Below are 22,016 nucleotides of genomic sequence, written 5' to 3' on the forward strand. Positions count from 1 at the left end.
CCCAACCACGAGCACACCCGCGCATGCAACGAACACTTATCGATATCAGCCCCGGACAGGCCCTCGGCTTCTGTCTGGCCGTCTCCCTGTTTGAACTGCTGACCTACATGGCCAGCGACCTGATCATGCCGGCAATGCTGGCCGTTACCCTGGAATTCGAAGCAGACGCGCAGCATGTTCCCTACGCATTCAATCTGTACCTGATCGGTGGCGTCTGCCTGCAATGGCTGATGGGGCCACTCTCCGACCGTTTTGGCCGGCGGCGGCTGCTGTTGAGCGGGTGCCTGTTGTTCGGCGTGGCCTGTGCCGCGACCTTTGGCGCCAGCAGCATTGAGGCGTTCAACCTGCTGCGGCTGATACAAGGGATGGGCCTGGGCTTCGTCGTGGCCGTCAGTTATCCGGCCCTGCAGGAAGTTTTCCGTGAAGCGGATGCCGTGCGCCTGATGGCACTGTTGGGCAATGTGGCATTGCTGTCGCCGCTGCTCGGGCCATTGCTTGGCAGCCTGCTGCTCGAATGGCTGAGCTGGCGGACGCTGTTTCTCGGCCTGGGCCTGGCGGCGGCTGTTGCCTGGCTGGGGCTGTATGTCTGCATGCCCGAGACCATCGGCGTCATGCGCAACGACGGCCAACAACAGGCACCCGTGGCGTTCAATGCACGGCAAATTGGGCAGCGCTATCTGACGTTGCTCGGCAACCGCCACTTCCTGTACGCCAGCCTCGCACTAGGCTTGATGAGCCTGCCGATGATTGCCTGGATCGGGCTGTCGCCGCTGCTGCTGATGCAGTTGCTTGACCTGTCCTCGCGCGAATACGGGCTGTGGCAAATCCCGATCTTCGGCGCCGTGATTGTCGGCAATCTGATCCTTGATCGTTTGCTCGCCAGCCACTCGTTGCCCCGGGTCATTCGCATTGCGCTATGGCCACTGTGCCTGGGCCTGACCGCATTGATCGGCACAGCCCTGTCCAGCGCTGCGCTACCGCTGTTGATTGCCAGTCTGTCGTTGTATGCCATTGGCCTGGGCATGAGCAATGCGGCGCTGTACCGGTTGGCACTTTTCGCCAGCGATGACAGCAAGGGCCTGGTTTCCGCGACCATCGGCATGCTCTCGATTGTCGTAATGGGCACGGGCGGTTCGCTGATAGCCGCTGTTGGCGGTGCCGACAGTCTCGAGGGTTTCGCCCTGTGCGCGGCACTCGCTGGTTTGCTGTGCCTGCCGCTGATCCAGCGTTTTGTGCACCTGTCGAAGCCACTCAACCTTGCACCGGCTACACCTGAGGAGGCCCGCTAATGCACCTTTTCCCTCACAGTGACGCACTCTGTGCATCCACGGCCGCCTACTGTGCGGACTCGTTGGCGCCCGGTCTGTTTGATCGGGCCATGCTCGAAATCACCCGTTTTCACATCGAACAGACCCCAGGTTATGAGCACTGGTTGAACGCCAATGGCATTGCAGCCAAAGACCTCGAGACCCTGGAGGACTGGTCGCACCTGCCACCGATTTTTGCCAATTTCTTCAAACAGCATTTGCTGCTCAGCCCCACTGGCGCGGACGCACTGGAACTGACGTCCTCCGGCACCAGCGGGCAGAAGAGCCGCATGCGTTATGACGCGCGCAGCCTGGGTGCGGCGCAGTACATGGTCGAGCGGATCTTTGCGCAGTACGGCTGGATTACACCGCATACGCCCTGCAATTACCTGTTGCTGAGCTACGAACCCCAGGCGCGAATTACCTTGGGCACATCGTTCACCGATCAGTTTCTGTGTGGCTTCGCCCCCGTCAATCGGGTGGTGTATGCGCTACGGGCCGACGGTGACGGTCATCGGTTCGATCTGTTCGGCGTGATCACGGCCCTGCAAGCGTTTGCTGAAGAAGGTTTGCCGGTGCGCATCTTCGGTTTCCCGGCTTTTCTATGGGAAACCCTGCAACGCATGCGCGCCACCGGCACGACGGATCTGCAAATGCCGGCCGGGTCGCTGGCGTTCTTTGGCGGCGGCTGGAAAACCCGTGCCGCTGAAGAGGTCCCCAAGCAACAGTTGTACGCACGGATCCAGCAGCAATTGGGCATGGATGCCAAAGACTGTCGCGATGGCTACGGCGCCGTCGAGCACGCGGTGCCTTACATCGAGTGTGCCCACCACCATTTTCATGTGCCGGTCTATTCGAAAGTGTACGTACGCAGCCCCGTGGACTTTTCGGTCCTGCCCTATGGGCAGTGCGGTCTGCTCAGTCTGGTCTCGCCTTACATCTCGTCAAGTCCCGCCCACGCGGTGGTCATGAGCGACCTCGCCACGCTGTATCCCGCTGCAAGTTGCGGTTGTGGTCTGGCGAGCGACTGGTTCCAGTTGCATGGCCGCGCCGGCACGACGGCCGCGAGGAGCTGCGCCATGGCCGCTTCCGAATTCCTGGGGAAACACTGATATGTACTTGATCAACGGAAAACTGCGCTGCGACTGCGATCTCGACAGTGCGCTGCAACAACTTTACCCGCAACTGCCAAATCGGCTGCAGACTCCCCTTGAGACCTCCACTTTACTGACCGCTGCGCGGGCGTTCGCCGAACGCCTGCAGCATCAACCTCTGGAGCTGTCACTCGACACCAGCCAGCGCCAGGCCCTGATCGACTTTTGCCAGCCTGCGACGCTGCAGGCCAAGCTTGATCATGAGCTGGGCCTGCGACCCGATTCCCTGCGCCGCGTCGACTATCGGCAGTCGCGTTTCGAGCGCTGGAGCCCTCTGGGACTGGTGGTTCACATCACGCCGGCCAACGCGCCGCTGTTGGCGTTCTGTGCAGTCCTGGAAGGTCTGTTGAGCGGCAACGTCAACTGGCTGCGGCCCAGCAGCAGCGACGGCGGACTCACTGCGCGCCTGCTCCAGAAATTGCTGGAATGTGACCCGAGCGGGCAACTCGCTGGTTACGTCGCGGTGTTGCCGACAACGACCGGACAAATCGGTCAGCTGTGCAGACACGCCAACGGGGTCTCCGCCTGGGGCGGCGAAACCGCGCTGCAAGCCATCCGCCAGCAGATCCCACCGGGCTGTCGCTGGATCGACTGGGGTCACCGCATCAGCTTCGCCTACCTGACCCCGGATGCGGTATCGCCCGCCGTCCTCGATGCCATTGCCGATGAAGTCTGCCGCCTCGATCAGCAAGCCTGCTCCAGCCCGCAATGGTTGCTGGTGGACAGCGACGATGCGAGCGTATTGAACGATATCGGGGCGCAACTGGCTGCCGCGTTCGAGCGTCGCACCGGGCACTGGCCGGCGCTCACCCCGACGCTCGAAGAAGCCTCACAAATCACCACCAGTACGGCGATGGCGCGGCTGGCGCAGAGTTTTGCCGGGCAGACCGGCCGGGTCTGGAGTACGCCGCACTGGCGGGTGATCTGGAGCCATGACCGTCAGCTCGAACCTTCTGCGCTATTTCGCAGCCTGCTGCTCAAACCCCTGCCCCGCGAACTGCTCGGCGCTACGTTGTTGCCGTGGCGCAACGTACTGCAGAGCTGTGCCTTGCTGTGTCCTGAGGCACAAATCGCTGAACTGGCGCAGACGCTGATCGCCGCCGGTGTGACCCGCATCGCCCCGATTGAAGCCATCCACGACGGCTACGACGGCGAACCCCATGACGGTGTTTACGCCCTGCAGCGCCTGAGCCGTCGCGTGTCGGTCAGCCTGCCGCCGGACGCGCTGGCGGGGTGTGCCACGCTTGACCGTCAGCCTCCTGAGCCAGCGCTATCGGGGGTTTCGATCATGGACAAGGCGACATTTGCAAGTCAGCCACCGAATGCCAAGGCACAACTGTACTTTCGGTCCGGCGGCAGCAGCGGTACGCCCACACTTTCCGCTTTCAGTTACCACGATTTCCAGCTTCAGATGCGTGCCACCGCCGACGGCCTGTTCGCGGCCGGCCTCGATCCGGCGCAAGACAACGTCATGAACCTGTTCTTCAGCGGCGGGCTGTACGGCGGGTTTTCAAGTTTTGCCAAGGCGCTGGAACAACTGGAGGCCCGACACTGGCCGATGGGCGCTCCAGCGGATGACGATTACCGAGAGATCGCGCAACTGATCGTGCAACAACGGATTACGGTGCTGATCGGCATGCCCAGCACCGTGCACCGGTTGTTTCTCAATGAACAGCAGACGCTGCAGCGCTATGGCGCCATCGACAAGGTCTTTCTCGGTGGCGAGCACGTAAGCGCGCCCACCCGCGAGTTGTTGCAAAACTGCGGAGTCAGGCTGATCCGGTCGGCGATTTACGGCAGTGTCGATGCCGGTCCGCTCGGCCATGCCTGCCAGGCCACGGCAGACGGTGTGTTCCACCTGATGAGCGACATCCAGCACCTGGAAATCGTCCGTTTCGATCAGGACGCGCCGGTCGATCACGGTGAGTCGGGGCGTCTGCTGGTGACCTCCCGGGCGCGTCAGGGCCAGTCCGTGCAGCGCTATGACATCGGTGACAGCGGACGCTGGCTATCCGGCCCATGTCCCTGCGGTCTGACCTCACCGCGCTTCGAGCTGCTGCAACGGCACGGCAAATTGCTGCGCATCGCCACTGACTTCATCTCGCTGGCAACGCTGGCGCAGCGCCTGCAAGCACCGTTTCAACTGATCCTCGACCACGGCCCAGACGGCCGGGAACGCATGCGACTGCGCAGCCCTCTGGAGCCGGCTCAGGCCCATCTTCAACTGCAGGGCTATCAGACGCTGAGCACACTGGTGCAGACCGGACTGCTCACCGTGGACGTCGAGCAATGCGCCGTTGCGCAATTCGTCCGCAACAGACACAGCGGCAAGACACCCTCAGTGATTGATTCACGCCGCTGAAGACGGGCGCCTGCTGGCGCCCCACCGCTCCTTTGCATATGAAACCACCATGAACACCACCACAGATTTGAATGCCTTGCTCGATTTTGCCCGCCAACATTCGCCTTATTACCGCGAACACTTCAAGGACGTTGCAGATCCCGTCAGCAGCTTGAACGACTTGCCCTTGGTCGATCCCGGGCAGTACTGGCACGGCAGCCAGCCCCTGCAGCAGTGGTCGCCGTTGACCGGCCCGACCGCGGATGCGCTGGTATTCCAGACCGGGGGGACCACCGGCTCAGGCAAACTGTCGCTGTTCACCCGCGGCGAATGGCAAACCCTGACGCGCGACTTCGGCAGCCAGCTCACGGCACACCTGAACCCCGGCGACCGAGTCGCCAATCTGTTTTTCGTCGGTGACCTGTATGCCAGCTTCATCTTTGTCCACGATGCCCTGGCACATGTCGAGACGCCCGTCAGCGAGTTTCCGTTCACCGGGGCCGTCGATAGCGCCGTACTGGCCAAGTCGATCGTGGCGAACCGGATCAACGTGCTGGCCGGGGTGCCGGCGCAGTTGCTGAAATTTGCCGCCTGGCTCGAACGCCGGTCGCAGGTTCTGGAGGGCGTCGAAACCCTTCTCTACGGTGGCGAGAGCCTGTTCGGCGCACAACTGCAAATGCTGCGTCGGGTGCTTCCGAACGCGCGTATTGCCTCCATCGGTTACGCCAGCGTCGATGCCGGACTGATCGGCGTCAGCACCCGCGATTGCGCCCTGGGCGAACACCGGATGCTGGAGCACCACAGCGTGCTGGAGATCATCGATGAGGTGAGCGGCGCAGTCATCGAAGAATGCGACCGTAACGGCAAACTGGTCATGACCAATCTGACCCGTCGCCTGATGCCCGTCATCCGCTATCCCGTCGGCGATCTGGCGTGCTGGCGTGAACCGCCCGGCACGCCCATGCGCAAATTCGCGCTGATGGGACGCAGTATGAGCAGCCAGCGAGTGCGGGTGGGCGTTTTGAGTCTGGACATGCGTGACACTGGCGACCTGGTGCAAAGCCTCGGGAAAAGCGCCGACTGGCAATTGATCATCGAGCAGCAGGGAAAAAAAGACCTGCTGAGTCTCAGATGGGTACCCGACAGGCACATGACTGATATCGCCCAGGCCAGCGCAAACCTGCGCAGCACGCTGATCGAGCAATATCCGTTGATCGAGAAGCTGCACGGCGAGCAATTGCTCGATCTGCATGTGATCGCCTGCGCCAGCGATGAACTGACGTGTCACCCACGTTCCGGCAAGCATCAGCGGGTTGTGGACCGGCGCGACTATCAGACTCCGTGCGAGCAGCAAGCTTGATGGCCAAGACCATCCTGCGGCGTTATCGCATCACCGACGCACCGGCAGTCAATGGCCTGTTCGAAGCCATTTACAGCACTCGTTATCCTCAACCGCATGTGTATCTGCCGTGCATGATCAATCAGAATCACAGTGACGGACGCTGGCACTCGCTGGTGGCGGAGGTGAACGGGCAGATTCGCGGGCATGCCACCCTGTTTCGCTGGTCTGGCAGATCCTCACTGGCAGAACTGGCACTGACGGTGGTACACCCGGATACCCGCGGGCAAAACATCGCCACACGGTTGGGCCGGCAATTGCTCATTCATGCCCAGGCCCTGGATTGCCGGGGCGTCACCATCAAGCAGGTCACGCACCATCCGTACACTCAGCGTATGGCCGCCAGTCTCGGCTTTCACAGCTGCGGTCTGTTGCCGGATTACGCCGCTTCGCCCTTCGAAGGACAGGACCGAGAGACGATCGTTGTCGGCCACTACGACATCGAGGGTTTTCGACGCCCACTGCCCGCGCTGGCTTGGCCAACGGATTGCGGCGGATTGGTGTCGCATCTGGAGGGGGCGTTTGGTACCACCGACAAAGCCGCGCCCTGGAGAGGCCCGAAGGTTCATGTCGAACACGCCTCGGGGCGCTATGACATCGCGCTAAAGGAACTCGATGACAACCTGCTCAGGCAACTTGAGCGACTGCCGGTGCAATGGCTGGTTTCGCTCAGGCTCAGGCTCGCCCAGGGTTTTCCCGCCGCAATGGGCCAACTTGCCGATGTAGGTTTGGCTTTCACCGGGATCGTCCCCGATGAGCGTAGCGAAGGCTGGCTGGCGCTGTTTCATCGCGGCTACCAGCCATCTACGCTGATATTGCACTGTCCGCACATGCAACGCTTGCACGACCAAGCCCGACAGGTCGGGCAAATGTACCGAGGCTGAAAAAACGGCCCGCCCACAAAATGGGCGGGCCGTTTTCAAGATTCAGGCCTTGGCTTTGACGCCTTGATCCACCGGTTTCGGCGCGTTGCCTTCACCGTAGGTTTTCAGGTTCTGCAGCACGTAGATCGCCTTTTTGAATTCGGGGATCAGGTTCTTGCCGTAAGCGTTGCCATTGAGGCCATTGCTCTGGATCGCGTCGAGCTGGGTCGCGAAATATTCCAGTGCGTTGAATTTGGCATCGACGTCTTTGGTCACGCCGAACCGGTCGAACTTGTCGCCAGCATTGAGCAAGGTGAACGAGGTGATCTCGGAGATCAGCCCGCGGCTGCGCAGGAAAACGCTCAGATTGCCCAGTTGTTTGACCGAAGTGTTCGACGGGTCGAAGCCCTTGATGTTCTTGCGCAGGCCCTGCTTGTCCATTTCCGCGGTATTCAGCGCGTTCGGATCGTTGCCGACCATGGTCAGCATCTGCTGCACCTTGACGCTCTGATTCACCTGCTTTTTCGCGCCCGTATTGCGAACCAGCACCCCTGCCTTGCTTTCCCAACCACCGACAATGCCGATCGTCATGAGAAGACTCCCTGTGAAATAACCATGAAATGTCCTTGGTGACACTTTGAATGACGCGAAGTATCTACCGGCCAACTAGTGGCACCAACCCTTTTAGTGCAGTCGCTTACAATTTCTGTACATTCTCGATACAAATCACCGCAAGCTCACTATCACTGGGCTTCATGGCAGTTTGACGATGGCTGGCGATGCTTTTTCCGTACCGGTTAAACAGGCGGTCAATTCATTTGTATCAGGGTCGATACGCCCCGTCTGTCAGCCCGAAACTTTCTTGCACGAAAGTACCTAAAGCTTCCCCCTTCGCCGACGATACGCTGGTGTAACCCCGCCGTTTCTCCCTCGACCCCACAATAAGAATCGCAGCTCAAGGACCGGTCTCCATGCCCGCATTCCGCACCATTCAGGCTCGCTACACGTTATTTCTGGTTCTTTTCATCCTGCTGCTGTCGGTGTTGACCGTGGTCGGTATCAGCCAATTGGTCGCACCCAAACTGCGGCATACCGAAGAACAGGTGGTGCTCAATCGGATTGCCGAAGTCGCCGAGCAGATTCAGGGCGAACTCAATAAGGTTCAGTCGCAGCAGCGCAGCATCACCCAGACCATTCCCCTGCTCGACAGCGCGGCCATCGACACGGTGTTGCCGGGGCTGGTGGATCAGTACGGCGAACTGAAAGTGTTTGGTGGCGGGATCTGGCCGTTGCCGGGTCAGCGTGAAGCCGGACGGAACAAGTTCAGCACGTTCTGGCACCGCGATGCCTCGGGCAAACTGGCGGTGAACACCTTCTGGAACAGCGACGCGGCGCCGAATTACTACGATCAGAGCTGGTACAAGGGTGGCATGCAGACCCCGCGCGGCCAGTGCGCCTGGGCGGCCGCCTATAAAGACGACGCCAGCGCCGAGCCGCGCACCAACTGCGCCATGGCGATCCAGAAAAACGGTGCGGCCTGGGGCGTGTCGACCATCGACGTGACGCTGGGCTTCTTCAACGATCTGGTGGCGCGCAAGGAAAAAGACCTCAACGCCGAAATGCTGATCGTCGAGGCCGACGGCAAGATCATCAGCAACAGCTCGCGCATCAGCGGCCCGATCGTGCTGAAGAACATCAGCGAGCTGGCCGCCGGTTCGACTTTCGCCAGTCAGGTCAAGGCGGGTCTGCAAAACCGTGATCAGGCGCAACGCGTCGAGTTCGACAACAATGGCGAGGCCAGCACGTTCTTCATGCGCCCGATCGAAGGCACGCCGTGGTTCCTCGCCACCGCCCTGCCAACGAAAATGCTCACCGCCCAGCGTGACGACGTGCTCAGCAGCCTGAGCCTGCTGCAGATTCCGCTGGTGATTCTGCTGGTGCTGTTGCAGGTGTATGCGATCCGCCAACTGGTGTCGCGAATGAAGGCGCTCAAGGCCAATATCGATTCGTTGTCCAGCGGCGATGCCGATCTGACCCGGCGCATCACCATCCGCGCCGAAGATGAACTGGGCGCCATCGGCCACTCGGTCAACACCTTTATTGCCTACTTGCAGAACATGATCGGTGAAGTGACGCAGGCCACCGGCGCCATGGCCTCAAGCCTCGACGATCTGCAACGCACGTCGGCCAACACCAGCCAGATTCTGCTGCGCCATGCATCGGAAACCGATCAGACCGTTACCGCCATCACCGAGATGAGCTCGACGGCCGAAAGCGTCGCGCAGAACGCCGCAGAAACCGCAGCGTTCACCCAACGCGCCAACGAAAACGCCGACCGTTCGCGGGTGGTCGTCGGTGAAGCCACCAACAGCGTGGTGGCCTTGATCGATGAAGTGGCCAGTGCCACCAAAAAAGTCGAGAACATGCAGCAGGACGCCCAGCGCATCACCGAGATCCTCGGGGTGATCGGCGCCATCGCCGGCCAGACCAACCTGCTGGCGCTCAACGCCGCCATCGAAGCCGCCCGGGCCGGTGAACAGGGTCGCGGCTTTGCCGTGGTGGCCGACGAAGTCCGCGCCCTCGCCGCCCGCACTCAGGCCAGCACCTCGGAGATCAACGAAATGCTGACTCGCCTGACCCAAGGCGTGAGCTCCTCCGTCAGCGCCATGGAAAACACTCAGGCCAGTTGCCAGTCCGCCGCCGACGCCACCGCGCGGGTCAACTCGGGTCTGGATGAAATGGCCGGCTCGGTCAGTCACATCAACAGCCTCAGCACGCAGATCGCCACCGCTGCCGAACAGCAGAGCGCAGTCACCGAAGAGATCAACCGCAGCATGGTGCAGATCCGGCACATGGTCGAAGAACTGGTGCACAGCGGCCAGGCCAGCGAACGCAACACCCACCAGTTGCTGGAAGCCAATAACCGGGTGAGCGCGATCATGGGGCGGTTCAAGGTTCGTTGAGCCTGACAGATTTGTAATCTTTCACTCAGCAGGCTGTCAGGCTTGATCAATGATCATCCTGCCAGCCTGTCTTGTATCAACTTGAAACACTCCGTTGATGCCGGGCAGGATAATCCGGTCAAAATGCTTTCCTTTTTGATCGTCATCCGAGCCGAGAATCCATTATGCGAACCTCCCTGCGACTGACCGCCCTCAGCGCCCTGCTTCTCTCCTCCCTGGCCCAGGCGGCCGACCTGATTCCGATCGAAGTGCATCGCGATGCCAATTGCGGCTGCTGCAAAAAATGGATCAGCCACCTCGAAGCCAACGGCTTCAAAGTCGAAGACCACGTCGAAAGCGACATGAGCCGCTTCAAGCAGCAACACGGCGTACCACCGCGCCTGGGCTCGTGCCATACCGCGCTGATCAACGGCAAGTTCGTCGAAGGCCACGTGCCGGCTGAACAAATACTGGCCCTGAGCAAGCGTGACGATCTGTTGGGTATCGCCGCACCGGGCATGCCCATGGGGTCGCCGGGCATGGAAATGGACGGCATGAGCGATGCCTATCAAGTGATCGGCCTGAAAAACGACGGCACGGATGTGGTGGTGGCGGACTACCCGGCGCATTGATGGCTGCCGGTTACCTCGGGCTGTTCGCGGCGGCGTTCGGCGCTGCGACGCTGCTGCCACTGCAATCGGAAGCGTTGCTGGTCGGCCTGATCGCCAGCGATCGTTACTGGCTCTGGGGTCTGTTAGGCGCGGCGACGCTGGGCAATGTCCTCGGTTCGCTGGTCAACTGGTGGCTGGGACGTGGCCTCGAACGGTTTCAGGATCGACGCTGGTTTCCGGTCAGCGCGAAACACATGGCCACCGCGCGCAAACATTACGAGCGTTACGGTCACTGGTCACTGTTACTCAGTTGGCTGCCGGTGATCGGTGATCCGCTGACCCTGATCGCCGGCGTCATGCGCGAGCCACTCGGGCGCTTTCTATTGATCGTCACCCTGGCCAAGGGCGCGCGCTACGCGGTGGTAGCGATGCTGACCCTGGGCTGGCTCGGTTGAACATTCCGCTCGCGGCGTTGCCTGTGGTTAACGTCGCCCTAATCCGGGCGTTCCAGCATCGGCCGATTTTCATGGAGTTTGTCCCTATGTCCGTCACGCTCTCCGCTGGCTGCCCGGCCTGGTCCTCAGCGCCGCGCTACCGCTGTTTGCCCATGCCGCCGCAACTGAAGCAGCCCCCGCCGACGGCCCGACCTATGGTCCGGAGCTGCAGGGTTTTCAGTATCCCTACACACTCAAGCACTTTGCCTTTCAGTCCCAGGGTAAATCCCTGCAGATGGGTTACATGGACGTCGCCGCCCATGGCAAGGCCAACGGCCGCACCGTGGTGCTGATGCACGGCAAGAATTTCTGCGCCGCCACCTGGGACAGCTCGATCAAGGCCTTGAGCGAGGCCGGTTACCGCGTCGTCGCGCCGGATCAGATCGGCTTCTGCACCTCGAGCAAGCCCGACCACTATCAGTTCAGTTTCCAGCAACTGGCGACCAATACCCAACAACTGCTCAAGGCCCTCGGCATCCAGAAAGCCACGCTGCTCGGCCACTCCACCGGCGGCATGCTCGCCACCCGCTACGCGCTATTGTTTCCGGAACAGGTCGAACAACTGGCGCTGGTCAACCCGATCGGTCTGGAGGACTGGAAAGCCCTTGGCGTGCCTTATCGCACCGTCGATCAGTGGTACCAGCGCGAACTCAAGGTCACCGCCCAAGGCATTCGCGACTACGAGCGCAACACCTATTACGACGGCCGCTGGAAACCCGAATTCGACCGCTGGGTCGACATGCTCGCCGGCCTGAGCAATGGGCCAGGCAAGACCCAGGTGGCATGGAACTCGGCGCTGATCTACGACATGATCTTCACCCAGCCGGTGTACTACGAGTTCAAGGACTTGAAAATGCCGACCCTGTTGCTGATCGGCACGTCCGACACCACGGCCATCGGCAAGGATCTCGCGTCCCCCGAGGTCAAGGCGAAAATCGGCCACTATGAGGTGCTCGGCAAGCAGGTCGCCAAGCTGATTCCACAGTCGACGCTGGTGGAATTCCCCGGCATGGGCCACGCGCCGCAGATGGAAGAGCCGGCGAAATTTCACCAGGCCTTGCTCGGCTGGCTGAACAACCCCAATCCCGTTCGTTGATGAGGTAAGGCTGATGGCGGTGCAGATTGCAGTGATCGATGACTGGCAGGACGTGGCGCGTGACGTGGTCGACTGGTCGGTGCTCGACAGCATCGGCGAAGTGACGTTTGTGCACGACTACCCGGCGGACAACGCCACACTGGCCGAACGTCTTGGCCAGTACCAGGTGATCTGCGTAATGCGCGAGCGCACGCGTTTCGACCAGGACCTGCTGCAGCGCCTGCCCAACCTCAAGCTGCTGGTCACCGGCGGCATGCGCAACGCGGCGCTGGACATGCAGGCGGCTGCCAGGCTCGGGATCCAGGTCTGCGGCACCGACAGCTATAAGCACGCGGCGCCGGAACTGACCTGGGCACTGATCATGGCCGCCACGCGCAATCTGGTAAATGAAGTCAATTCCCTGCGCGCCGGCGGCTGGCAGCAAGGGCTGGGCGGTGATTTACACGGTAAAACCCTGGGCATTCTTGGTCTGGGCAGCATCGGTCAAAAGGTCGCGCAATTCGGTCAGGTGTTTGGCATGCGCGTAATTGCCTGGAGTGAGAATCTCACCGCCGAACGCGCTGAAGCCGTCGGCGTGACCCGGGTCAGCAAACAGCAACTGTTCGAGCAGGCCGATGTGCTGTCGGTGCATCTGGTATTGAGCGAGCGCAGCCGTGGGCTGGTCGACGCACAGGCGCTGGACTGGATGAAACCCGGCGCGCTGCTGGTCAACACCGCCCGCGGGCCGATCGTCGATGAAGCGGCGCTGATCAAGGCATTGCAGAAACGCAAGATCGCCGCAGCGGCGCTGGATGTGTTCGATCAGGAACCATTGCCTGAACTGCATCCGTTTCGCACGCTGGACAATGTGCTGGCCACACCGCATGTGGGGTATGTCAGCCGACAGAACTACCAACAGTTCTTTTCGCAAATGATCGACGATATTCAGGGTTGGGCGGCCGGCAACCCAATCCGAATCCTCAATTGACCCCGTGTAGGAGCTGCCGAAGGCTGCGATCTTTTGATCTTGATCTTAAATACCAGATCAAAAGATCGCAGCCTTCGGCAGCTCCTACAGGTTTTGTCCTTAGTCAGCAAAGCAACAAACTGACCGCACCACAACAGTGCGCTTCGCCTTTCCGCTAGCACAAAATCGTGACCGGCCAGTCACCGTTTTAGCCCTCTCCATCAAAAAAACCTGCCCTTCGTCGGTGCGTTCCCGCTTGAACACCACGGTTTTCGCTGCCTGCAAACCGATTGTCGAACAATTTACCCGTTTGCTCTCGCCCGCTCTAGGATCTGGCCTAGACTGATTTTCGCGGGTTAAAACCGGCCAGTCACAAAGCCGAAAAATTGTCGAAACTTTTGCCGATGGCGGCGGGTCATCTGAAAGGCAGGGTCAACGCGACTGGTGCAATCCTTGCAACGGCCCTTTCACCCATTCTGCTTGCGCGTGTTGGGTAGCGTTTGCTCACCGATGCGTGGCGCGTTTGCGCCCGGCCACAGGATTTGGCCACAGCTTGTTCGATACAAGAATCAGATCAACGACACGGGAGATTCATATGATCAGTGCGGCATTGGATATTCAGGGAGAGCGTGCTCAGCAGGCGGTTGGTGAATCGAGCACCATGAGTCTTCCCGGCAGCCGGTCGATCAGCGTCCCGGGCACCAAAACGCTGACGCCAGTCGCCAGCCAGAATCCGAACAAGAAGAAAGTGCTGTTCGTCACCTCGGAAATCGCCGACCTGGTGAAGACCGGCGGTCTGGGTGACGTCTCCGCCGCCCTGCCCCGCGCCATGGCGCACTTGCACGATGTGCGGGTGTTGATCCCCGGCTACCCGCAGGTGATGCACAGCGAGAACCCGATCCATATCATCGGCGAACTCGGCGGCCATGCCGCACTGCCCCCGTGCAAGATCGGGCGCATGGACATGCCGGACGGACTGGTGATCTACGTCCTGATCTGCCCTGAACTGTATGAACGTGAAGGCTCGCCCTACGGCGCCAACAATGGCCGCGACTGGCCCGACAACCATATCCGTTTCGCCCGCCTGGGTCTGGCCGCTGCCGATATCGCCGCCAACCTCGCACAGATTCACTGGTGCCCGGATCTGGTGCACGCCCACGACTGGCCGGCCGGTCTGGCTCCTGCCTATATGCACTGGCGCGGGCAGCGCACGCCGACCCTGTTCACCATTCACAACCTGGCCTATCAAGGCGTGACCAGTCTCGGCTCGTGCCCGGAGCTGGGTATTCCGACCCACGCCCTGCAACAGGAAGGCATGGAGTTCTACGGCAAGATGTCGTTCCTCAAGGCCGGCATGGCCTATTCGAGCCACATCACCACGGTCAGCGCGACCTATGCGCAAGAGATCACCACCCCGGATTTTGGCTGCGGCCTCGACGGTTTTCTCGCCGCCAAGACCCAGCAAGGCTTGCTCAGCGGCATTCCCAACGGCATCGACGAAAGCTGGGATGCGGCGACTGATCCGCACCTGTTCGCACCGTTCGCCATCGGCGACTGGGAAGGCAAAGCGATCAACGCCGCCCATGTGCGTGAACTGTTTGGCCTGAGCGACTCCAGCGGCCCGCTGTTTGCCGTGGTTTCGCGACTGGTCTATCAAAAAGGTCTGGACCTGACGCAAGCCGTCTCCGAATACATCGTGCAGAACGGCGGCCAGATCGCAATCATCGGCCGTGGCGAGCCGGAAGAGGAACAGGCCATGCGTGAGCTGGCGCTGCGCTTCCCCGGGCAGATCGGCGTGCGCATCGGCTTCAATGAAACCGACGCTCGCCGCATGTTCGCCGGCAGCGATTTCCTGCTGATGCCGTCGCGTTACGAGCCTTGCGGCCTCAGTCAGATGTACGCCCAGCGTTTCGGCTCGTTGCCGGTGGCGCGCAATACCGGCGGGCTGGCCGACACCATCGAGAATGGCGTCACCGGTTTCCTTTTCGACGAATCCACCGCCGACAGCTACCGCGAAGCCCTGAGCCGTGCGTTCAAGGTCTTCGCCTTCCCCGAATTGCTTAACGCGATGCGCTGCCGGGCCATGGCCGCGCCGTTCAACTGGTGCAAAGCGGTCGAACCCTACGCCGAACTCTACGAACGACTGGTCGCCAAGGCGCTGGGTAAAGCCGGCCACAAATAACTCAGGGAGCTTTTCACAATGCCGTTACGGACCCAAGAAAACTGGCCCCACGGCGCGATCATGCAGGACGCCGAACACACTCAGTTTGCGCTGTGGGCACCGGATGCGTTTTACGTCAGTGTCGAACTTGAAGACGGCCAGTCCCTGCCGATGTTGCCGCAGGGCGATGGCTGGTTCGTGATCAAGGCCCGGTGCCCGGCGGGCACCCGCTACCGCTTCAACATCGACGGTGAACTGGAGGTGCCCGACCCGGCCTCCCGCGCTCAGGACGGTGACCTTGACCGCCACAGCGTGGTGGTCGATCCGCTGGCCTATGACTGGCGGCACACCACCTGGCACGGCCGGCCGTGGAGCGAAGCGGTGATCTACGAGCTGCATGTCGGCGCGCTCGGCGGTTTTGCGGAAGTCGAGCAGCATCTGGCACGTCTGGTCGAGCTGGGGATTACCGCCATCGAACTGATGCCTGTCGCGCAATTTCCCGGTAACCGCAACTGGGGTTACGACGGCGTCCTGCCTTTCGCACCGCAAGCCTCCTATGGCACCCCGGAACAACTCAAACACCTGATCGACAGTGCCCACGGCCACGGGCTGGCGGTGATTCTCGACGTGGTCTACAACCACTTCGGCCCTGACGGCAATTACCTGGGTCGCTACGCCAAAGGATTTTTTCGCGAAGACAAGCACACGCCCTGGGGGGCGGCGATCGACTTCCGCCGCCGTGAAGTCCGGGACTTCTTTATCGAAAACGCGCTGATGTGGGTGCTCGAATACCGTTTCGACGGTCTGCGCCTGGACGCAGTGCATGCGATCGAAAGCCCGGATTTCCTGCCGGAACTGGCACAACGCATCCGGCAACAGATCGATCCGTCGCGTCACGTCTGGCTGACCGTGGAAAACGAGCTCAACCAGTCGAGCCTGCTCGAAGAGGATTACGACGCCCAGTGGAACGACGACGGCCACAACGCCCTGCACGTGCTGCTGACCGGCGAAACCGATGCCTATTACGCTGACTATGCGCTGCAACCCACTGAGCAACTGGCCCGCTGCCTGAGCCAGGGCTTCGTGTTTCAAGGCCACATCACCCGCCACGGCGAACCTCGCGGTGAGCCCAGTGAACACCTGCCATCGACCGCTTTCATCCTGTTCCTGCAGAACCATGACCAGATCGGTAACCGGGCCTTCGGCGAACGCCTGCATCAATTGGCCGACCCACGCGCCGTGCAGGCCGCCACTGTGCTGTTGCTGCTGTCACCGATGATTCCGCTGATTTTCATGGGCGACGAATTCGCCGCCGAGCAACCGTTCCTGTTCTTCACCAGCCACCACGGTGAACTGGCGGATCTGGTGCGCGAAGGCCGGCGCAATGAGTTCGCCGCGTTCAGCGCCTTCACCGATCCGCACCAGCGCGAAAAGATTCCCGATCCGAATGCCGAACAGACCTTCCACGCCTCACAGCCACGCTTGATCGGCAGCGGCAGCGCAAAACAGCAGGAAAACCTCGCGCTGTACCGACGCCTGCTGCAATTGCGCCATCAATACATCATTCCCAACCTGTCCGGCACTCAGGCGCTCGGGGCGCACATGCTCGGTCGTGGCGCGGTCAGTGCGCGCTGGCGCCTGGGCGATGGCAGTGAGCTGCGAATTGACCTGAACCTCAGCGACACGCCAGTGGTCAACCCAGCACAGAGCGACGCTGTGTGGCTGTTTCAGCAACCGCCCGCCGTTGCCCTGTCGGAACCGGGCCAACTGCCCGCGTATTGCGCGCTTGTCAGCCTCACGGCCGCAACCCCCTTGCAACCTCTGGATGGAGAGCGCCTATGAGCGATGCGCAACTGGAAATACTCGCAAGCCGCGCCGGCCTCGCCGTCGACTGGATCGACGCCAACGGCCGCCCGCAGAAAGTCGCCCCGGCGGTACTGCGCAATGTCCTTACCGGGCTGGGTCATCCGGCCAACACCGCGCAGGAAATCGATGCCAGCCTGCTGCAACTGCAACAAGTACAGCAAGATCGCCACTTGCCGCCGCTGTTGACCGCCGATGTCGGGGTCGGCGTTGATCTGGCTCGCTATTTCGAGCCCGAGACGCCTTGCGAAATCCACCTCGAAGACGGCTCCCGCCTCAACCTCAAACTCGACGCCGAAGCGAAACTGCCCGGCTTGATCCAGGTCGGTTACCAGCAGGTGCATATCGCCGATCAGTATTTCACTCTGGCCGTGGCCCCCGAGCGCTGCTTCAGCGTGGGCGATGCGGTGGACAACCCGATCCCTCGCGTCTGGGGCCTGAGTGCGCAGTTGTACAGTCTGCGTCGCCCCGGCGACTGCGGCTTTGGTGACACCCAGGCACTGGAGGAACTGGCTCGTGTGGCCGGCGAACGCGGCGCCGATGCGCTGGCGATCAGTCCGTTGCACGCGATGTTCAGCGCCGACACCGGGCGCTACAGCCCTTACTCGCCCTCCAGCCGCCTGTTTCTCAACCCCCTGTATGCCGCACCGGGCGCCATCCTTGGCGAACGGGCCTTGCGCGATGCGATCGACGCCAGCGGGCTGACGGAACAATTTCGCCAACTGGAAGATTCGAAACTGATCGACTGGCCGACCGCCGCCAACGCCAAACAGGCATTGCTGCAAGCCTTGTACGAAGGTTTTGTCGCCGGCGAACATCCGTTGCACCCGGACTTCGCCAGTTTCCGTCATGCCGGTGGCGAAGCGCTGGAAAACCACTGCCGCTTCGAAGCGATCCAGGAAATGCGCGCCGCCCGTGGCGAAAGCCTCGACTGGCGCGAATGGCCGGAACACTGGCACGACCCGCGCGGTGCCGCCCTTGAAGCCTTTGCCGAGGAATACGCCGAACGCATCGGTTACTTCGCCTTCTGCCAATGGCTGATCCACCGCTGCCTGGAGCGCGCGCAGACGGCTGCCCGTAGCGCCGGCATGGGCATCGGCCTGATCGCCGACCTCGCGGTCGGTGCCGACGGCGCCGGCAGTCAGGCCTGGAGCTTTCAGGACGAATTGCTCGCCTCGCTCACCGTGGGCGCGCCCCCGGACATTCTCAACCGCTCTGGTCAGGGCTGGGGGATTTCCGCGTTTTCCCCCGAGGGCCTGATACGCAACGGCTTTCGCGCGTTCATCGACATGCTCCGGGCCAACTTCGCCCATGCCGGCGGACTGCGCATCGATCATGTGATGGGCCTGCAACGCCTGTGGGTGATCCCCAATGGCGCCGTTCCGGCCGATGGCGCTTATCTGTATTACCCGTTCGACGACCTGCTGCGCCTGCTGACCCTCGAATCCCATCGGCATCAGGCCATCGTCCTCGGCGAAGACTTGGGCACGGTGCCCGAGGGGCTGCGGGAAAAGCTCAGCGCACGTTCGATTCTCGGCATGCGCGTGCTGTTGTTTGAGCAGGACAACACCCGTTTCAAGCCGATCCTCGACTGGCCGGACAACGCGCTGGCGACCACCAGCACCCACGATCTGCCAACCCTCAACGGCTGGTGGCACGGCCGTGACATCGACTGGAATGCGCGCCTGGGCTTTGTCGATGCCAACGGTGAAATCGACTGGCGCCGTCATCGCCAGCGCGAACGCGAAGGCCTGCGCGGGGCCCTGAGTCAGGACCCGCAGAACTTTCGCGAAGAGTCCCACGAAGCCGATCAGGTGGTCGATGCCAGCGTGCGTTTCCTCGGCCACACCCGCGCGCCGCTGGTGTTGCTGCCGCTGGAGGATGCGCTGGGCATCGACGAACAAGCCAACCTGCCGGGTACCATCGACAGCCACCCGAACTGGTCGCGGCGCCTGCCCGGCAACAGCGAAGCGTTGCTCGACGGCACCGATGCCGCGCGGCGTCTGGAACTGCTGGCCTGTGCCCGCCTGCAAGCTGCCGAGCGTGACCAATGAACCAGACGCTTATCCAGCCTCTACGCGCCACCCTGCGCCTGCAATTTCACAAGGGTTTCACGTTGGAGCAAGCGGTGCCGCTGGTGCCGTACTTTGCCCGCCTTGGCATCAGCCACCTCTACGCCTCACCGCTGCTCGCGGCCCGCGCCGGCTCCATGCACGGCTACGACGTGGTCGACCCGACCCAGGTCAATCCGGAACTCGGCGGCGAACCGGCGTTGCGGCGTCTGGTCAGCGCCCTGCGCGAACACAACATGGGGCTGATCCTCGACATCGTCTCCAACCACATGGCCGTCGGCGGCGGGGACAATCCGTGGTGGCTCGACCTGCTGGAATGGGGCCGACTGAGCCCTTACGGCGAGTTCTTCGACATCCAGTGGCACTCGCCGGATCCGTTGATGGAAGGCCAGTTGCTGCTGCCGTTTCTGGGCAGCGATTACGGCGTCGCGTTGCAGGAAGGCACACTGAAACTGCACTTCGACGCACAGCAAGGGCGCTTTTACGTCGAGCATTACGAACACCACTTCCCGATCTGCCCGAATGACTACGGTGAACTGCTCAAACCCATTGAGACACTGAAGTCACTGGCTGATCGTTTCAGTGCGTTGAGCTATCAGAACGACGCGCATGCGCTGGCGATGCCGCTCAAAGCTGAATTGAAGGAGCTGGCAAGCGATCCGCAGATCTTCGCCGCGATCGAGGAAAGTCTCGCGCATTACGACTCCACCACTGCCGAAGGTTTCGACAAGCTTCATCAATTGCTCGAACGCCAGAGCTACCGTCTGGCCAGTTGGCGTACCGCAGCGGATGACATCAACTGGCGGCGTTTTTTCGACATCAACGAACTCGGCGGCCTGCGTGTCGAACGCCCGGCGGTGTTCGAAGCGACTCACGGCAAGATTTTCCAGTTGATCGCCGAAGGGCTGGTCGACGGTTTGCGCATCGACCACATCGACGGCCTCGCCGACCCGCGTGGCTATTGCCGCAAGTTGCGGCGGCGCCTCGACTTGCTCGCACCGGGTCGGCACTTGCCGATCTACGTCGAGAAGATTCTCGGTGCCGGCGAAACCCTGCGCACCGACTGGGCAGTGGATGGCAGCACCGGTTACGAGTTCATGAATCAGCTCTCGTTGCTGCAACACGACCCCGATGGCGAACACGTCCTCGGCGATCTGTGGCAGCGGCGTACCGAGCGTCCGGCGGCGTTCATCGAAGAAGCGCAACTGGCGCGCCAGCAGATTCTCAATGGCTCGCTGGCCAGCGACTTCGAAAGCGTCGCCCAGGCGCTGCTGCAGGTTGCCCGGGACGACCTGATGACCCGCGACCTGACCCTCGGCGCGATTCGCCGTGTGTTGCAGGCGCTGATCGTGCATTTCCCGGTGTATCGCACTTACATCAGCGCACTCGGTCGCTCGGCGCAGGATGAGCACTTCTTCCAGCAGGCCATGGACGGCGCCCGGCAGACCCTGAGCGAAGGCGACTGGCCGGTGCTCGACTGCGTGGCCGCATGGCTCGGTGGCACGCCGTGGCGGCACACACCGCGCGGACGCTCACGCAAGATTCTCAAGCACGCCTGCGTACGCTTCCAGCAACTGACCTCCCCAGCGGCAGCCAAAGCCGTCGAAGACACCGCGCTGTACCGCTCGGCGGTGCTGCTGTCGCGCAACGACGTCGGCTACAACACCGAACAGTTCAGCGCACCGCTGAGTGACTTCCACGCGATCAATCAACAGCGCATGGAGGCGTTTCCCGACAACTTGCTGGCCACCGCCACCCATGACCACAAACGCGGCGAGGACACCCGTGCGCGGCTGGCGGTGCTCAGCGAGCGCAGCCACTGGTACGCCGAACAGGTCGAGTTGTGGCGCGCCCTCGCCCGTCCGCTGCGTGACGATGATCAACAGCCCTCGTCCGCTGATGAACTGATCCTCTATCAAGCCCTGCTCGGCAGTTGGCCGCTGCACTTGCGCGATGACGATCAGGCCGGTTTGGCCGATTACGCCGAGCGGATCTGGCAATGGCAGCAGAAAGCCCTGCGCGAAGCCAAGCTGCAAAGCAGTTGGAGTGCACCGAATGAAGCCTATGAAAACGCTGCGCAGGCGTTCACTCAACGCCTGCTCACCGGTGCAGAAGGCGAGCTGCTGCGCGCCGCGCTGAGCAAGACCGTGAACAGTATCGCTGCGGCCGGCGCCCTCAACAGTCTGGCGCAAACCTTGCTGCGCATGACGGTGCCGGGGGTGCCGGATCTGTATCAGGGCAACGAGTTCTGGGATTTCAGCCTGGTCGATCCGGACAACCGCCGGCCGGTGGACTACGCCGCTCGCGAGCAGGCCCTGCATCAACGCATTGAAGTCGAGACTCTGCTGGCGAACTGGCGTGACGGGCGTATCAAGCAAGCGTTGATCGCCGAGGTGCTGAACCTGCGCGTCGAACACGCCGAGCTGTTCCGGCGCGGCGCGTACCAAGCCTTGGAGGTACTGGGCAGCCAGGCGCACAACGTGCTCGCGTTTGCCCGTGAGCACGAGGGGATGTACGCCATCGTGATCGTCCCGGTGCGCTGCGCGACGCTGCTGGAAAACGGTGCCGTCCCTCAAGTTGATGCGCTGCGCTGGGGCGATACACGGGTGGTTTTACCGTTCGCCGCCTCTGACACAAACCTGAAGGGACTTTTTCACAGCAGCGCAGTCACAAAAAACAGGGAGCTGAACGTCAGCGCCGCGCTGGGGGATATCCCGGTCAATCTGTTTATCCAACTCTTTACGTAACGACGAGTTCAGTTCAGGAG

The 22,016-nt window shown here is 61.8% G+C and carries 15 protein-coding genes; 14 read left to right on the forward strand and 1 reads right to left on the reverse strand.

Annotated elements, in window-relative coordinates:
- The first annotated feature begins 23 nt into the window (after nucleotides 1–23).
- The 5 genes from ACTJKS_RS07405 to ACTJKS_RS07425 are packed head-to-tail and all read left to right on the forward strand — an operon-like array spanning nucleotide 24 to nucleotide 7,085.
- Nucleotides 24–1,289 (forward strand): MFS transporter, encoded by a 1,266-nt coding sequence (locus ACTJKS_RS07405; RefSeq protein ID WP_440828809.1) that lies wholly within the window; start codon nucleotides 24–26, stop codon nucleotides 1,287–1,289.
- Entirely contained in the window at nucleotides 1,289–2,419 is a 1,131-nt protein-coding gene (locus ACTJKS_RS07410; protein ID WP_108182625.1) for a LuxE/PaaK family acyltransferase, read from the forward strand. Before ACTJKS_RS07405 ends, ACTJKS_RS07410 begins: the two co-directional genes overlap by 1 nt.
- A gap of 1 nt (nucleotide 2,420) precedes the next feature.
- Complete coding sequence (locus ACTJKS_RS07415) at nucleotides 2,421–4,823, forward strand: acyl-CoA reductase (RefSeq protein WP_108182624.1); 2,403 nt, start codon at nucleotides 2,421–2,423, stop codon at nucleotides 4,821–4,823.
- Between the two features lie 49 nt (nucleotides 4,824–4,872).
- Nucleotides 4,873–6,162: a phenylacetate--CoA ligase family protein gene (locus ACTJKS_RS07420; RefSeq protein WP_108184389.1), complete on the forward strand. Its 1,290-nt coding sequence runs from the start codon at nucleotides 4,873–4,875 to the stop codon at nucleotides 6,160–6,162.
- Nucleotides 6,162–7,085 carry a GNAT family N-acetyltransferase gene (locus ACTJKS_RS07425; RefSeq protein ID WP_262949334.1) on the forward strand — a complete coding sequence of 308 codons (924 nt, stop codon included), beginning with the start codon at nucleotides 6,162–6,164 and terminating at the stop codon, nucleotides 7,083–7,085. Before ACTJKS_RS07420 ends, ACTJKS_RS07425 begins: the two co-directional genes overlap by 1 nt.
- A 42-nt stretch (nucleotides 7,086–7,127) precedes the next feature.
- Here the strand turns inward: ACTJKS_RS07425 and ACTJKS_RS07430 are convergent, their stop codons facing one another.
- Nucleotides 7,128–7,655: a hypothetical protein gene (locus ACTJKS_RS07430; RefSeq protein ID WP_041067079.1), complete on the reverse strand. Its 528-nt coding sequence runs from the start codon at nucleotides 7,653–7,655 to the stop codon at nucleotides 7,128–7,130.
- A gap of 380 nt (nucleotides 7,656–8,035) precedes the next feature.
- On the opposite strand from ACTJKS_RS07430, the gene ACTJKS_RS07435 reads away from it, so the two are divergent.
- The 9 genes from ACTJKS_RS07435 to ACTJKS_RS07475 all read left to right on the forward strand — a co-directional run bounded on the left by ACTJKS_RS07435 (nucleotide 8,036) and on the right by ACTJKS_RS07475 (nucleotide 21,996).
- Nucleotides 8,036–10,027: a methyl-accepting chemotaxis protein gene (locus tag ACTJKS_RS07435; protein ID WP_041067073.1), complete on the forward strand. Its 1,992-nt coding sequence runs from the start codon at nucleotides 8,036–8,038 to the stop codon at nucleotides 10,025–10,027.
- Nucleotides 10,028–10,191: 164 nt separating this feature from the next.
- The gene (locus ACTJKS_RS07440; RefSeq protein ID WP_198759358.1) at nucleotides 10,192–10,638 is read left to right on the forward strand and encodes a DUF411 domain-containing protein; all 447 of its coding nucleotides are present in this window, start codon (nucleotides 10,192–10,194) and stop codon (nucleotides 10,636–10,638) included.
- Nucleotides 10,638–11,072, forward strand: a complete 435-nt coding sequence (locus ACTJKS_RS07445) for a YqaA family protein (RefSeq protein WP_041067067.1) — start codon at nucleotides 10,638–10,640, stop codon at nucleotides 11,070–11,072. The genes ACTJKS_RS07440 and ACTJKS_RS07445 overlap by 1 nt, the downstream gene beginning before the upstream one ends.
- Before the next feature lie 283 nt (nucleotides 11,073–11,355).
- Nucleotides 11,356–12,207 carry an alpha/beta fold hydrolase gene (locus ACTJKS_RS07450; RefSeq protein ID WP_440828810.1) on the forward strand — a complete coding sequence of 284 codons (852 nt, stop codon included), beginning with the start codon at nucleotides 11,356–11,358 and terminating at the stop codon, nucleotides 12,205–12,207.
- A 13-nt stretch (nucleotides 12,208–12,220) separates the two neighbouring features.
- Nucleotides 12,221–13,174, forward strand: coding sequence for a D-2-hydroxyacid dehydrogenase family protein (locus ACTJKS_RS07455; RefSeq protein WP_198759357.1), 954 nt, complete (start codon nucleotides 12,221–12,223; stop codon nucleotides 13,172–13,174).
- Between the two features lie 574 nt (nucleotides 13,175–13,748).
- A complete protein-coding gene (glgA, locus tag ACTJKS_RS07460; protein WP_041067060.1) occupies nucleotides 13,749–15,335 on the forward strand; it encodes a glycogen synthase GlgA in 1,587 nt (528 codons plus the stop codon).
- 18 nt (nucleotides 15,336–15,353) lie between these two features.
- Nucleotides 15,354–17,156 carry a malto-oligosyltrehalose trehalohydrolase gene (gene treZ, locus ACTJKS_RS07465; RefSeq protein WP_262949325.1) on the forward strand — a complete coding sequence of 601 codons (1,803 nt, stop codon included), beginning with the start codon at nucleotides 15,354–15,356 and terminating at the stop codon, nucleotides 17,154–17,156.
- Nucleotides 17,153–19,231, forward strand: coding sequence for a 4-alpha-glucanotransferase (gene malQ / locus ACTJKS_RS07470; RefSeq protein ID WP_262949323.1), 2,079 nt, complete (start codon nucleotides 17,153–17,155; stop codon nucleotides 19,229–19,231). Before treZ ends, malQ begins: the two co-directional genes overlap by 4 nt.
- Nucleotides 19,228–21,996 carry a malto-oligosyltrehalose synthase gene (locus tag ACTJKS_RS07475; RefSeq protein WP_262949322.1) on the forward strand — a complete coding sequence of 923 codons (2,769 nt, stop codon included), beginning with the start codon at nucleotides 19,228–19,230 and terminating at the stop codon, nucleotides 21,994–21,996. The genes malQ and ACTJKS_RS07475 overlap by 4 nt, the downstream gene beginning before the upstream one ends.
- Nucleotides 21,997–22,016 lie beyond the last annotated feature (20 nt).

Origin of the sequence: Pseudomonas sp. 22189 (assembly GCF_052045635.1) — a bacterium.
Classification (GTDB): Bacteria; Pseudomonadota; Gammaproteobacteria; order Pseudomonadales; family Pseudomonadaceae; genus Aquipseudomonas; species Aquipseudomonas parakoreensis.

What these genes read in the sequence shown, in the direction of transcription:
- ACTJKS_RS07405 (WP_440828809.1), top strand. Translation starts at nt 24, where the DNA reads ATGCAACGAACACTTATCGATATCAGCCCCGGACAGGCCCTCGGCTTC.
- ACTJKS_RS07410 (WP_108182625.1), top strand. Translation starts at nt 1,289, where the DNA reads ATGCACCTTTTCCCTCACAGTGACGCACTCTGTGCATCCACGGCCGCC.
- ACTJKS_RS07415 (WP_108182624.1), top strand. Translation starts at nt 2,421, where the DNA reads ATGTACTTGATCAACGGAAAACTGCGCTGCGACTGCGATCTCGACAGT.
- ACTJKS_RS07420 (WP_108184389.1), top strand. Translation starts at nt 4,873, where the DNA reads ATGAACACCACCACAGATTTGAATGCCTTGCTCGATTTTGCCCGCCAA.
- ACTJKS_RS07425 (WP_262949334.1), top strand. Translation starts at nt 6,162, where the DNA reads ATGGCCAAGACCATCCTGCGGCGTTATCGCATCACCGACGCACCGGCA.
- ACTJKS_RS07430 (WP_041067079.1), bottom strand. Translation starts at nt 7,655, where the DNA reads ATGACGATCGGCATTGTCGGTGGTTGGGAAAGCAAGGCAGGGGTGCTG.
- ACTJKS_RS07435 (WP_041067073.1), top strand. Translation starts at nt 8,036, where the DNA reads ATGCCCGCATTCCGCACCATTCAGGCTCGCTACACGTTATTTCTGGTT.
- ACTJKS_RS07440 (WP_198759358.1), top strand. Translation starts at nt 10,192, where the DNA reads ATGCGAACCTCCCTGCGACTGACCGCCCTCAGCGCCCTGCTTCTCTCC.
- ACTJKS_RS07445 (WP_041067067.1), top strand. Translation starts at nt 10,638, where the DNA reads ATGGCTGCCGGTTACCTCGGGCTGTTCGCGGCGGCGTTCGGCGCTGCG.
- ACTJKS_RS07450 (WP_440828810.1), top strand. Translation starts at nt 11,356, where the DNA reads ATGGACGTCGCCGCCCATGGCAAGGCCAACGGCCGCACCGTGGTGCTG.
- ACTJKS_RS07455 (WP_198759357.1), top strand. Translation starts at nt 12,221, where the DNA reads ATGGCGGTGCAGATTGCAGTGATCGATGACTGGCAGGACGTGGCGCGT.
- glgA (WP_041067060.1), top strand. Translation starts at nt 13,749, where the DNA reads ATGATCAGTGCGGCATTGGATATTCAGGGAGAGCGTGCTCAGCAGGCG.
- treZ (WP_262949325.1), top strand. Translation starts at nt 15,354, where the DNA reads ATGCCGTTACGGACCCAAGAAAACTGGCCCCACGGCGCGATCATGCAG.
- malQ (WP_262949323.1), top strand. Translation starts at nt 17,153, where the DNA reads ATGAGCGATGCGCAACTGGAAATACTCGCAAGCCGCGCCGGCCTCGCC.
- ACTJKS_RS07475 (WP_262949322.1), top strand. Translation starts at nt 19,228, where the DNA reads ATGAACCAGACGCTTATCCAGCCTCTACGCGCCACCCTGCGCCTGCAA.